At 69.9% G+C, this 12,249-nt stretch carries 13 protein-coding genes and 1 tRNA gene; 6 read left to right on the top strand and 8 right to left on the bottom strand.

Annotated elements, in window-relative coordinates:
• The first annotated feature begins 50 nt into the window (after nucleotides 1-50).
• The 3 genes from leuB to RSP_RS12640 all read left to right on the top strand — a co-directional run bounded on the left by leuB (nucleotide 51) and on the right by RSP_RS12640 (nucleotide 2,616).
• Nucleotides 51-1,160, top strand: coding sequence for a 3-isopropylmalate dehydrogenase (gene leuB, locus RSP_RS12650; protein WP_017139959.1), 1,110 nt, complete (start codon nucleotides 51-53; stop codon nucleotides 1,158-1,160).
• 364 nt (nucleotides 1,161-1,524) lie between these two features.
• On the top strand, nucleotides 1,525-2,478 hold the full coding sequence (locus RSP_RS12645) for a DMT family transporter (RefSeq protein WP_002721051.1): 954 nt from the start codon (nucleotides 1,525-1,527) through the stop codon (nucleotides 2,476-2,478).
• Between the two features lie 61 nt (nucleotides 2,479-2,539).
• Nucleotides 2,540-2,616 (top strand) — tRNA-Pro (locus RSP_RS12640).
• A 267-nt stretch (nucleotides 2,617-2,883) separates the two neighbouring features.
• On the opposite strand, the gene RSP_RS12635 is transcribed toward RSP_RS12640, so the two are convergent.
• Both RSP_RS12635 and RSP_RS12630 read right to left on the bottom strand, forming a co-directional pair.
• Nucleotides 2,884-3,516, bottom strand: coding sequence for a class I SAM-dependent methyltransferase (locus RSP_RS12635; protein WP_011338546.1), 633 nt, complete (start codon nucleotides 3,514-3,516; stop codon nucleotides 2,884-2,886).
• Nucleotides 3,513-4,763, bottom strand: coding sequence for a DUF3419 family protein (locus RSP_RS12630; RefSeq protein ID WP_011338545.1), 1,251 nt, complete (start codon nucleotides 4,761-4,763; stop codon nucleotides 3,513-3,515). The genes RSP_RS12635 and RSP_RS12630 overlap by 4 nt, the downstream gene beginning before the upstream one ends.
• Nucleotides 4,764-5,137: 374 nt before the next feature.
• Here RSP_RS12630 and RSP_RS12625 point away from each other — a divergent pair, with 374 nt between their 5' ends.
• Nucleotides 5,138-5,782, top strand: coding sequence for a cytochrome c oxidase assembly protein (locus tag RSP_RS12625; protein ID WP_011338544.1), 645 nt, complete (start codon nucleotides 5,138-5,140; stop codon nucleotides 5,780-5,782).
• 4 nt (nucleotides 5,783-5,786) lie between these two features.
• Here the strand turns inward: RSP_RS12625 and RSP_RS12620 are convergent, their stop codons facing one another.
• From RSP_RS12620 to mbfA, 5 genes are all read right to left on the bottom strand, one after another.
• On the bottom strand, nucleotides 5,787-6,698 hold the full coding sequence (locus RSP_RS12620) for an ornithine cyclodeaminase family protein (protein ID WP_011338543.1): 912 nt from the start codon (nucleotides 6,696-6,698) through the stop codon (nucleotides 5,787-5,789).
• Entirely contained in the window at nucleotides 6,695-7,183 is a 489-nt protein-coding gene (locus RSP_RS12615; protein WP_011338542.1) for a YaiI/YqxD family protein, read from the bottom strand. Before RSP_RS12615 ends, RSP_RS12620 begins: the two co-directional genes overlap by 4 nt.
• Nucleotides 7,176-8,006: an S-formylglutathione hydrolase gene (fghA, locus tag RSP_RS12610; RefSeq protein ID WP_002721045.1), complete on the bottom strand. Its 831-nt coding sequence runs from the start codon at nucleotides 8,004-8,006 to the stop codon at nucleotides 7,176-7,178. The genes RSP_RS12615 and fghA overlap by 8 nt, the downstream gene beginning before the upstream one ends.
• A 15-nt stretch (nucleotides 8,007-8,021) precedes the next feature.
• A complete protein-coding gene (locus RSP_RS12605; protein WP_002721044.1) occupies nucleotides 8,022-8,951 on the bottom strand; it encodes an AEC family transporter in 930 nt (309 codons plus the stop codon).
• A 358-nt stretch (nucleotides 8,952-9,309) separates the two neighbouring features.
• Nucleotides 9,310-10,287 carry an iron exporter MbfA gene (mbfA, locus tag RSP_RS12600; protein ID WP_011338541.1) on the bottom strand — a complete coding sequence of 326 codons (978 nt, stop codon included), beginning with the start codon at nucleotides 10,285-10,287 and terminating at the stop codon, nucleotides 9,310-9,312.
• Between the two features lie 165 nt (nucleotides 10,288-10,452).
• On the opposite strand from mbfA, the gene RSP_RS22665 reads away from it, so the two are divergent.
• Nucleotides 10,453-10,581, top strand: a complete 129-nt coding sequence (locus RSP_RS22665) for a hypothetical protein (protein WP_002721040.1) — start codon at nucleotides 10,453-10,455, stop codon at nucleotides 10,579-10,581.
• Between the two features lie 51 nt (nucleotides 10,582-10,632).
• Nucleotides 10,633-11,256, top strand: a complete 624-nt coding sequence (locus tag RSP_RS12595; RefSeq protein ID WP_011338540.1) for a TetR/AcrR family transcriptional regulator — start codon at nucleotides 10,633-10,635, stop codon at nucleotides 11,254-11,256.
• 30 nt (nucleotides 11,257-11,286) lie between these two features.
• Here the strand turns inward: RSP_RS12595 and RSP_RS12590 are convergent, their stop codons facing one another.
• Nucleotides 11,287-12,075 carry an exodeoxyribonuclease III gene (locus RSP_RS12590; protein WP_002721037.1) on the bottom strand — a complete coding sequence of 263 codons (789 nt, stop codon included), beginning with the start codon at nucleotides 12,073-12,075 and terminating at the stop codon, nucleotides 11,287-11,289.
• Nucleotides 12,076-12,249 lie beyond the last annotated feature (174 nt).

Below are 12,249 nucleotides of genomic sequence, written 5' to 3'. Positions count from 1 at the left end.
AGGGGAAGCGCATAGGCCACGGCAAACCCCAATGATAGCAGGAGCGCATCTTGGCCAATCCCTCCCTCCTCATCCTCGCCGGCGACGGCATCGGCCCCGAAGTCATGGCCGAGGTGAAACGCATCATCGGCTGGTTCGGCGAGAAGCGCGGCGTGAGTTTCGACGTCTCCGAGGATCTCGTCGGCGGCGCGGCCTATGACGCGCACGGAACGCCGCTGGCCGATGAGACGATGGCCAGGGCGCAGGAGGTGGATGCGGTTCTGCTCGGCGCCGTGGGCGGACCGAAATACGACGTGCTCGATTTCTCGGTGAAGCCCGAGCGCGGGCTGCTGCGCCTGCGCAAGGAGATGGACCTCTATGCCAACCTGCGTCCGGCGCAGTGCTTCGACGCGCTGGCCGACTTCTCCAGCCTGAAGCGCGACATCGTCGCCGGGCTCGACATCATGATCGTGCGCGAGCTGACCTCGGGCGTCTATTTCGGCGAGCCGCGCGGGATCTTCCCCGACAACGAGGGCGGCCGTTTCGGCGTCAACACCCAGCGCTACACGACCGAGGAGATCCGCCGCGTCGCGCGCTCGGCCTTCGAGCTGGCCCGCCGCCGCAACAACCGGGTCTGCTCGATGGAGAAGGCCAACGTGATGGAATCCGGCATCCTCTGGCGCGAGGAAGTGCAGTGGGTCCATGACAACGAATATCCCGATGTCGAGCTCAGCCACATGTATGCCGACAACGGGGCCATGCAGCTCGTGCGCTGGCCGCGCCAGTTCGACGTGATCGTGACCGACAACCTCTTCGGCGACATCCTGTCGGACTGCGCGGCGATGCTGACGGGCTCGCTCGGGATGCTGCCCTCGGCCTCGCTGGGCGCGCCGATGGCGAACGGCCGGCCGAAGGCGCTCTACGAGCCCGTCCATGGCTCGGCGCCCGACATCGCGGGGCAGGGCAAGGCCAACCCGATCGCCTGCATCCTGAGCTTTGCCATGGCGCTGCGCTATTCCTTCGACATGGGCGAGGAAGCCACCCGCCTCGAGAAAGCCGTCGAGACGGTGCTGGCCGACGGCGTGCGCACCGCCGATCTCATGGGCCCCGAGGGCGGCACGCCGGTCTCGACCTCGGGCATGGGCGACGCGGTCCTCGCGGCGCTGGATGCGAGCCTCTGACGATGCAGGGGGCGGCGCGCCGCCCCCTTCCCCTTCGCGCGGCGCGGGGGCCGGCACCGCCGCGGCGGCTGCGCTGTGCCTCTTTGACGGAAGGAGCCGAGGAGCCGCTGTCGAGCCTCAGCGCTTGGCTCATGGGGTGGCCCTTCAGACCGGCGCGGCCGGCACCCTGCCGCGCCGTCGCCGACGCGATAGCGGACAGCGCCAGCGGGAACCCCTCCGGTTCCGCGCGGCCGGCGCACACGGCAGCGCGCGGCGGCTATAAGACACCCGATGCCCACCTTTTTACGGTCCGGTCGCTTGCACTCGCCGGGCTTCCGGGCAATGGTGCCGAGGTTCCTCCCATAAGCGAGCGGCGGTCCTCTTCGTGGCCAAATCGAACACGCGCGGCGCGCTTCTTGCCCTGCTGGCCTTCGCGATCTACGCGACCCACGACGTCGTGGTGAAGGTGCTGGGCCGCGACTATACCGCCGTTCAGATCCTCTTCTTCGCAACCCTTCTGGGCTTTCCGCTCGCCTCGATGATGCTGATGCGCGACCGGGCGGACGGGAACCTTCGGCCGCGCCATCCCTGGTGGGTGCTGCTGCGCACCTGCTGCATCGTGACGACGGGCCTCTGCGCCTTCTACGCCTTCTCGGTTCTGCCGCTGGCGCAGACCTACGCCATCCTCTTCACCATGCCGCTCCTCGTCACGCTCTTGGCCATCCCGCTGCTGGGCGAGACCATCGGGCTCCACCGGGGCGCGGCCATTGCCACCGGCCTTCTGGGCGTGCTCATCGTGCTGCGCCCGGGGGCGGAGCCGCTCAGCCTCGGACATGCCGCGGCGCTGCTCGCGGCCGTCACCTCGTCGCTGGGCTCCGTCATCGTGCGCAAGATCGGGCAGGACGAGCGGTCGGTCGTGCTTCTCCTCTATCCGATGGTGGCGAACTTCTTCGTACTCGGTGCGGCGCTGCCCTTCGTCTACCGCCCGATGCCGGTCGAGCATCTGGGGATGATGGGCATCATCGCCGCCTTCAGCTTCGTGGCCATGCTGCTCACAATCACTGCCTACCGGATGGCCGAGGCCGTGATCGTGGCGCCGATGCAATATTCGCAGATGGTCTGGGCCGCGATCTTCGGCTGGCTCATCTTCGGCGAGCGGTCCGACGTCTGGACCTGGGTCGGGGCGGGGGTCATCATCGCGAGCGGCCTCTATATCGTCGGCCGCGAATCGCGCCGCAACGTGTCGGAGAACCGCCCGGCGAGCCAGACGCGCCTGCGGCCCGAGGTGGGCCTCATGCCGCGCCTTCTGCGCCGCCGCGAGACGCGAGACACTCCGTAGCGAATTGCGTTCGGACCCCCTTGCATTCGGATGCGCGACCCTATAATCCGCACGCCAAGGTCGGAGCGTAGCGCAGCCTGGTAGCGCACCTGCTTCGGGAGCAGGGGGTCGGAGGTTCGAATCCTCTCGCTCCGACCAATTTCCCGATTAGAGATCCCGGACAATTTGCCCGTCGGGCCAGAGGGCTTTCCCTCGAGGCCTGACCTCTGCAACACCGGCTCCACACCCGATCCGGAGCGCGCACCGTGAACGGTCTGTCAGGCTCTGTCGGCCGCTTGCCGCTGCGGGCTACGTCCCCGCGCGCGACGCGCCGGGCCTTCAGTGCGCCGGATCGCCCGCAGGCCGGCCGTCGCGCGGCCGGTCGCCTGCGGGCAGACAAGCGTCACGCGCAGGGCAGGGGATCTCTCACCGCGTGAGCGTGCCGAGAATCGCATATCCCCCGCCGAGGGACCGGTATTCGGCATAGCCCCCGATCCCGAGCGCCGTTTCGCCCAGTGCCGTGCCCAGATCGTCGCGCGGCGTGACGTGGAAGCGCCCGATCCAGCCGCGCAGGCCGGCGCGGGCCCAGCCGGGCAGGCCCGCCTGATCGCCGAAGTCGACGACATGCAGCCGCCCCCCCGGCACGAGATGAAGCGCCGCCTCACGCAGGGCCTCGCGCCAGTCGGGGATCATCGAGAGCGCGTAGGAGAGGACGATCCGCTCGAACCGGTCGGTGCCGAAGAGGGGCAGGGCCTCGAACCGGGTGGCATCGCCGAGCGCCAGCGTCGCGCGCCGGCCCAGACGCGCGCGGGCCGAGGCCAGCATCTCCTGCGAGATGTCGAGCCCCGAGAGCCGGCAGCCGGGCCAGCGCCGGCCGATCAGGTCGAGGTTGCGCCCCGTGCCGCAGGCGATCTCGAGCACCCGGGCGCCGGGGGGCGGGTCGAGCTCGGCGATCAGCCGGTCGCGGCCGAGCAGGAAGTGCCGCCGCGTGACGTCGTAGATCCGGCGCTGGTGGCGGTAGGTCGCGTCCATCAGCGCCGCATGGGTGGCGTCGGTCATGCGTCCCTCCGCCGGTAGAGGTGGAAGCCGCCGTAGATCGCCGAACGGTCGGCGGCATGGCCCGCCTGTCCCGCCGCCCGGTCGGCGCGCCAGTGCCCGAGGATCTCCTCGGGCACTCGGCCGGGCAGCAGGTCGGCCGCCCCGCCGGTGCGGAAGATCACCCGCGCGCCCGGCGCTGCAGTGCGCGTCACCTGCCGCCAGAGCGCGGTCAGCTGCGCGTCCGTCATCCAGTCCTGCGCATCGAGCAGGGTGAAGCCGTGGATGCTCTCCTCGGGTTCGGCCGCGAGCGCCTCGGTCAGGCTGCGGTTCTCGATCTGCACCCGGCCCGCGTTCTCGCGCAGCGTCTCGAAGGCGGTGGGTTCGAGATAGGGCGGCAGCGCGCCCTCGCCGGGCCGCGGATAGCGGCGGGCGATGGCCTGGAAGGCGAAGTAGTTCTCGCGCAGGGGGAAGTCACAGAGCAGCCGGTGGAGGCGCTGGCGCAGCACCGGCAGCACGTCGCCGTCGCCGTCTCCCGCCAGAAGCGCATATTGCGCGGGCGGGATCCCCAGCCCGAAGAGCGCGGCCGGCCGTCGGGCGAGCGCCTGCACCACGGGCGCCTCGAAGAGCGGCCCGATATGGGCGTAGAAGAAGCTGCGCTGCGCCTCGATGTCGGGACAGTCGAGAAAGCCCCGCAGGTCGGTGCCCGCGGCCCGCGCGAGCGTATGGGCCGCGCCGATGAAGCGGCCGAGGGCACCGTGCCGGTAGAAGCCGCGCTCGAACAGCTGGATGCGCCGGCCGAAGGGGCTGCGCGCCTCCCAGTAGCGGCGGCTCCGGCCGTCGAGCGCGGGCGCGATGTGGCGGTCGTAGAGGGCCGCATTGCCGGGCAGGTCTGCGCGACCGAAGAGATCGAAGAAGGCGGCATGGTCGGGCAGCGTCCGCGCGGCGGCGAGCTTCAGCCGCCCCAGCGCCACATGGGCGGGCGAGAGATCCACGGCGAGGATCGAGCCCGGCCCCTGCGTGAGATAGGAAAGCACGTTGCAACCGCCCGAGGCGATGGCCACCAGCCGGTCCCCGGGGCGGATGGCGAGGGCCGCCATGTCCACCGCCGGATCCTCCCAGATCTGCGGATAGACGAGGCCGTGGAAGAGGCGCGAGAACATCCGCTCCATCAGTCCTTCGGCGCTGAGAAGCGACGTGCGGTGCACGGCGGCGCCGATCTGGCGGGCAACCGGCGGGGCGGGCAGGTGGGTGAGGGCGAACTGCGTCACTGGAACATCTCCGAGATGGCTGCCGCGCCTTCTACGCCCTTCAGGCAACGGGAGCGTGACGGCCGGGGACGCATCGGGGGCCGATCCGCCTGTCGTTGCCTCGCCTCGAGTGTGGGTGGCTAAAGCTCCGCGCTCCGATCAGCGCGCGGGTGGCCGCCGTGTCCCCGGGCTGCCCCGTCCGACTGTGCGGCGTGGTGAAAGCTCCGCGCTCCGATCGGCGCGCGAGTAGCCGCCCTGTCCCCGGGCTGCCACGTCCGATTTTGCGGCGCTTCAGGGCACTGCAGCGGGCCCGGGCGGGAACGGAAAACCGTGCCGGGGGCTTCCCCTCCGCTCCCAAGCGCTAGCTGGTGGGGCAGACGGGGCACGGAGGGCACGTGAGCGGGACGCAGAGCGAGACGGGGCGGCAGCTGGCGCCGGGGCTCCTCTCTCTGGGGGTCGGCCTCGCCGCGCTCGCGGGACTCTGGGGCGGGCCGCTGCCCGACCTCGCGCGGGTCTCCTTCGTCTGGCACATGATGCTTCATCTCGGCGTGATCCTCGGCGCGGCGCCCTTGATCGCGCTGGGCCTCGCCCGGCTCGCGCCGCTGCGGACGGCCTGGCCCGTCCTTTTCGCGGGCGCGGCCTCGCTGCTCGAACTGGCCGTGGTCTGGGGCTGGCACGCGCCCCGGCTGCACGAGGCGGCGGCGCTCGATCCCACTCTCTTCCGCATCCAGCAGGCGACCTTCCTCGGGGCGGGCGTGCTCGTCTGGCTGCCGGGCCTCGCGCCGGGACGGGCCGCCGCCGGAGCGGGTCTCCTCGCCATGCTTTTCTCGCTCATGCACATGACGATGCTGGGCGTGCTGCTCACGCTCTCGCCGCGCCTCCTCTATGCGCCCGAGATCTGCGGCACGGCCTTCGGGCTCGCGCCGCTCGACACCCAGCGGCTCGGCGGCGCGATGATGGCCGTGGCGGGGCTCGGCCCCTATCTGGTGGGCGCGGCGGTCTTCACCATGCGCCTCACCCGCGAGGGGCCGGAGGACTGAGCGCTCAGCGCTGCCGCCACATGGCCGCGATGTAGGAGGCCGTCATCAGGTCGAGATGCGCCCCGCCGCCGTTCTTGGCCAGCGTGATCTCCTCGTCCGAGCGGCGGGCATAAAGGCCCGAGGCCAGATCGTAGTAATCCGCCCGGATGTCGGCCTCGGTAAGGATCCCGCGGTCGAGCGGGTCCTGGATCTCGCCGATATGGCCGATGGTGGTCTTGCGGGAATCGACGAAGACCGTGGCGCGCCGCAGCGCCTCGTCGTCCACCTCGCGCATGTCGGGCCGATAGGCGCCGATCAGGTCGAGGTGGGTGCCGGGCTTCAGCCATTCGCCCTTCACCACCGGCTCCTGGCTCATCGTAGCGGTGCAGATGATGTCGGCCGCCCGCACCGCCGCCTCCAGATCCTCGGTCGCCCGCACCTGCGGCCCCTCCATGGCGCGCGCCTTGTCCGCAGACCGGTTCCAGACCGTGAAGCGCGCGTCGGGAAAGTGGCTTCCGTAGGCCTCGATCATCGAGCGCGCCACATTGCCCGCGCCCACGAGCAGGATCTCGCGGCTGTCGCGCCGGGCGAGCCTCTTGGCCGCCAGCAGGCTGTCGCCCGCCGTCTTCCATTTGGTCACGAGGTGGAAATCGACCAGCGCCTCGAGCGTGCCGTCGCGGTCGGAATAGAGCGTCACCGCGCCGTTGACGGTGGGCTTGCCCGCCGCGCCATTGCCCGGGAAGATGGTCGCCGTCTTCACGAGCTGGCCCAGCCCGTCGATCCAGGCCGCGCGCGACAGCACCGTGTCCTTGCCCCGGTAGAGGAAGATGTCGGCCACCTCGGCCCGCGGCAGCTTGTGGCCCTGCGTCAGCGCCGTCGTCAGTCCGTCCCAGCTCAGATGGGCCTCGGCCTCCGGGCCGATGATCTCGATACTCATGATCCTGCCTCGTTTCCTCCGGAGGCGGAGCGGCCCGCCTCCTGTGCCTTCCGCATCGCACGTTCCAGCGCGTCGAGAAAGCGCGACCGGTCGGCCTTGGAAAAGGGCCGCCCGCCGCCCTGCCGGAACGGATCGGCCGAGCGCAGATCGGCCATGAGATCGCGCGTGGCCAGCGCATTGCCGATGTTGGCCTGCGTCAGCGTCTCGCCGTTCGGCTTCACCACCAGCGCCCCCGCCGCCACGACCTTCGCGGCGAGCGGGATGTCCGATGTCACCACCACATCGCCGGTCCGTGCCCGGTCGGCGATCCACATGTCGGCCACGTCCGGCCCCTCGGGCACGAAGATGCTCTCGACCAGCGGATGCGCCGGAGGCCGGATGCCGCCGTTCGACACGAGGAACATCCGCACCCCGTGCCGCACGGCGACCCGCTCCGCCTCGGCCTTCACCGGGCAGGCGTCGGCGTCGATGTAGAGGTCAGTCATAGAGCGCTTCGGCGTGGAACTGGATATGGTCCTCCATGAAGGTCGAGACGAAGAAGTAGCTGTGGTCGTAGCCCGGCTGCATCCGGATGATGCCCTGCTGCCGGCGCGCCATCATCGCCTCGGCCAAGGCCTCGGGCTTCAGCGCGTCGAGGAACTGGTCGGAGGCGCCCTGATCGATCAGGATCGGCCCGTCGAAGCCGCGCTTCCTCATCAGCAGAACCGAATCGTGCGGCGCCCACTTGCTCTCGTCCGTCCCGAGATAGGCGGTCAGCTGCTTGCGCCCCCAGTCCGAGGCGGTGGGATGGGTGATCGGCGCGAAGGCCGAGACCGAGCGGAACCGTCCGGGGAAGCTCATCGCGATGGTGAGCGCGCCGTGACCCCCCATCGAGTGGCCCATGATCGACTGCCGGCTCTCGTCGAGCGGGAAGGCCGAGAAGAGGACGCGGGGCAGGTCCTCGGTGATATAGTCCCACATGCGGAAGTTCGTGGACCAGGGCGCCTCGGTCGCGTTCACATAGAACCCCGCACCCTGCCCGAGCGCGTAATTCTCGTCGTCGGGCACGCCCTCGCCGCGGGGCGAGGTGTCGGGAAAGACCAGCGCCAGCCCCTCCTGCGCCGCCCATTTCTGCGCCCCCGCCTTCACCATCGCATTCTCATGGGTGCAGGTGAGGCCGGACAGGTACCAGACCAGAGGCACGGCCTCGTTCTCCGCCTCGGGCGGCAGGAACAGGCCGAAGGTCATGTCGCAGCCGGTGACCTGCGACGTGTGGCTGTAGACGCCCTGCGTGCCGCCGAAGCAACGGCTCTCGGATAGGGTCTTCATGGTGGTCTCCTCTCCTCAGAAGGTCGTGACCCAGGCGATCACGCCGGTGATGGTCAGGATGCTGACCGCGGTGGAAATCAGGATCGAGGCCGAGACGCGCTGCGGCGCGACCCCGTAATGCTGTGCCAGGATATAGACGTTGCCCGCGACCGGCAGCGCCGCCGCGGCGATCATCACGCCGGCGGCCTGCCGCTCGACGGGAAAGATCGCGAGCGCCGCAACCGCCACGGACAGCGGATGCAGCACGAGCTTGCAGAACGAGAGCCAGGCCGCGATCTCGAGCCGCTCCGCCGACTTGCCGGCGAGCGAGGCGCCGATGGCGAAGAGCGCGCCGGGCGTGGCCGCCCCGCCCAGCAGCGCCAGAAACTCGTTCACGGGCTCCGGCACCGCGGCGCCGGTGGCCGACCAGCCGAGGCCCGCGACCATCGAGACGATCATCGGGTTCCGCAGCAGCCCCAGCGCCAGCACCTTGACCACGCGCAGGCTCATGTGACCCTCGCGCTTGCCGGTGATGATGAGCGTGATGAGCGACGAGAAGAAGATGAGGTCGATGGAGAGCATCATCAGCACCGGCCCCGCCGCGCCTGCGCCGAGGAGCAGCACGAGCATCGGCACGCCGAGGAACCCCGTGTTGCCGATGACCGCGCATTGCGCCTCCATGGCCGCCACCTCGGTGCCCACCCCCCGCATCCGGGCCACCAGCGTGGCCAGAAGATAGACCGCCCCCGACCCGGCCAGATAGGCCGCGACGAAGGGAAGCGACCAGATCTCCGCCAGCGACAGATTGGCGGCAAAGCGGAACAGCATGGCCGAGAGCGCGAAGTAGAACACGAACTTGGTGAGCCAGGCCGTCGCCTCCGGCGTGAACATCCCCATGCGCCCGGCCATGTAGCCCGTGCCGATCAGTGCGAAGAAGGGCAGGGTCTCGAGAAGGACGGGCAGCATCGCAGGCTTTCGGCTCGGGTCGCCGCCAAGGTTTCACGGCCCCCCGCCGGATGCAAGCTCGGCCAATCGTCGGAGCCGCCCCTCACGGAGCGCCGGCGCCTCTCCGCACCGCGCCCGCCCGTCCTCTGTCGCCCCCCGAAGCCGGGGACCGCCGCAAGGCTCGTGCCGCAGGCCCCGCCTCCCGCAAGACATGTGCGCCGGGCCGGACCGTATCCTGAAGCGGCTCTCTGCGCCCCCACCGGACAGGTCCGCCTCCCGCGCGACCCCATCGCTTTCACTCTGCGCAAATATCCCCGGGGGAGTCTCCGGCAGGGCCGGAGACGGGGGCAGGCAGCCCCCGCCGCCCTCGGCCCCGGGCTCAGCCGAAGCCGATCAGGATCCCCGCCGCCAGCACGAGCCCGCCGCCCAGCACGACCTGCAGCGCCGCCCGCAGGAAGGGCGTCTCCATGTAACGGTTCTGGATCCAGGCGATGGCCCAGAGCTCGAAGAACACCACCGCGATGGCAATGCCGGTGGCCCAGGCGAAGTCCGGGATCAGATAGGGCAGCGCATGGCCGAGCCCGCCTGCCGTCGTCATCACCCCCGAGGCGAGTCCCCGCTTCCAGGGCGCGCCGCGGCCCGAGAGCACGCCATCGTCATGGGCCGCCTCGGTGAAGCCCATCGAGATGCCCGCGCCCACCGAGGCCGCCAGCGCGACCTGAAAGGTGGTGGCCGGATCCTGCGTCGCGAAGGCCGTGGCGAAGATCGGCGCCAGCGTCGAGACCGACCCGTCCATGAGCCCGGCGAGGCCCGGCTGCACCCAGGTCAGGATGAACTGCCGACGCGCGGTCTCGTCCTCCGCCGCGGTCGCCTCGTCGGTCAGATGCTCCTCGGCCAGCCTCTCGGCCCGATGCTCGTGCGCGGCCTCGGCGGCGGCGAGATCGCCCAGAAGCTTGCGTGTCGAGGCATCCGTCACATGCCGCGCCGCCGTTTCGTAGAAGCTGCGGGCAGCGTTCTCCATCTCCCAAGCCTCGCGCCGCACCCGCTCCAGCGGCAGGGTCTCGAGCAGCCAGACCGGCTTGCGCGACGGATAACCCTCGACATGTTCGCGCCGGATCAGCGGGATCGTCTCGCCGAACCGGTCGCGGAAGGTGCCGATCAGGCGGCGGCGATGGCTGTCCTCCTCCTCGGCCATCGCCTCGAACAGGGCGGCGGTGCCGGGGTAGGGCGCGCGCAGCCGGTCGGCATAGGAGCGGTAGATGCGGGCATCGTCTTCTTCCGACGAGATCGCCAGCGCGAGGATCTCGGCATCGGACAGATCGCGGAAGCGCCGCCGGCTGGAGAATGAGGAGAACATGGCTCACCTTTTTAGAGTCATTCTAAATTACCGGACGGGAGCGCCTGCGGCAAGGTGGCAAAAGCGCCCGAACTGAACCGTATCGTTCACTTTTGGCTTGCCCAAAAGCGCGACTCACCGCAGGATCGCAACTGAACCGAGTGGTTCAGATTGGGAGAGATCGAGATGAAACGGCTGACCCTGACGCTTGCCACCCTGACTCTCGCGCTCGGGCTGGCGGCCCCGTCCTTCGCGCTGCCGCTGGACATTCCGCACCTCACCTGGCCGGACAGCTGCACGACCTGCGGCCGCTGACCTTGCGGCTCCTCCTGTCCGGCGCCTACAGTCGCCGGCAGGAGGAGCCCGATGCCCGCTGAGACGCCCCCGGCCCGCAAGGGCCGCAAGATGCCCCAGGTTCTCGAGGGCGCCCGCACGATCTTCCTGCGGGACGGGTTCGAGGGGGCGAGCGTCGACGACATCGCCCGCGCGGCGGGCGTGTCGAAGGCCACGCTCTACAGCTACTTCCCGGACAAGCGGCTGCTGTTTCTCGAGGTGGCCAAGGCCGAATGCCTGCGCCAGTCCGAGGAAGCGGTGGCGCTCATCACCGCCGACCTCGCCCCGCGCGCCGTGCTGACGCTTGCCGCCACCCGCATCGTGGCCTTCGTGCTCTCGGATTTCGGGATCCGCACCTATCGGATCTGCGTGGCCGAGGCCGACCGCTTCCCCGAGCTCGGGCACGAATTCTACGAGAGCGGCCCGGCGCTCGTCCGGCAGCGGATCGTGGACTATCTCGCGCAGGCCGTGGGCCGGGGCGAGCTTGCCATCGACGATCTCGAGCTGGCGGCCGACCAGTTCGCCGAGCTCTGCAAGGCGGATCTCTTCAACCGCATCGTCTTCGGCGTGGGCAACAGCGTCAGCGAGGCGGAGCGGCAGAAGGTGGCCCAGGGCGCGGTCGAGATGTTCCTCGCCCGCTACGCGCCCCGGCCCTGAGGCGCCGCCTCATAAGATCGGGCGCGGCCCTCAGAGATCGAAGGTGGCGAAGACCGGTGCATGGTCCGACGGCTGCAGCCAACCCCGCGCCGCCTTGAGGATGCGGCTGCCGTGCGCGGCATTGACGATGTCGGGCGTGGCCCAGATATGGTCGAGCCGGCGCCCCTTGTCGGCCGCCTCCCAGTCGGGCGAGCGGTAGGACCACCAGGAATAGAGCCGCCCCTCGGGCAGGTCCTTGCGGGTCACGTCGATCCAGGCGCCCGCCTCCATCAGCGCGTTCAGATGGTCCACCTCGATCGGCGTGTGGCTCACGATCTTCAGCAGGGACTTGTGGTTCCAGACATCGTCCTCGCGCGGGGCGATGTTGAGATCGCCCACGAGGATCGCCTTCTTCGGCGTGTCGGCCCGGCACCAGTCGCGCATCCGCGTCAGGTAATCGAGCTTCTGGCCGAACTTCACATTCTGCTCGCGGTCGGGAATGTCGCCGCCGGCGGGGACATAGCAATTGTGGATCGTCACGCCGTTCTCGAGCGCCGCCGACACATGCCGCGCATGGCCGAGATCGGCGAAATCATGGTCGCCCGCATCCACCAGCGGCAGCTTCGACAGGATCGCCACGCCGTTGTAGCTCTTCTGTCCGCGCGCCACGCACCAGTGGTAGCCGAGCGCCCGGAACGCCTCGAGCGGCATCTTCTCGACCGGGCTCTTGCATTCCTGCAGGCAGAGGATGTCGGGCATCTCCTCCGTCAGCAGCCGCGAGACCAGCGCCTCGCGCAGGCGGACCGAGTTGATGTTCCAGGTGGCGAGGGTGAAGGTCATGGCAGGCTCCGGTCTGAGGCCCCCTTCCTAGCCCGCCGGGCGCGAGGGGTCCACCGTCCGACCGAGGGCCCTGTCATTCGCGAAGCGCGAAAAGGGCCGGGCGCAGAGTGCGATAAATGCCGGTCGCGAAGCGCGAGGAAAGACCGCCTGGAAGCGCGAAAGAAGGCCGCCGGG

The organism is Cereibacter sphaeroides 2.4.1 (assembly GCF_000012905.2).
GTDB lineage: Bacteria > Pseudomonadota > Alphaproteobacteria > Rhodobacterales > Rhodobacteraceae > Cereibacter_A > Cereibacter_A sphaeroides.
Note: the sequence above shows the minus strand (reverse complement) of the source record. Positions and strands in the feature narration are given on the sequence as shown.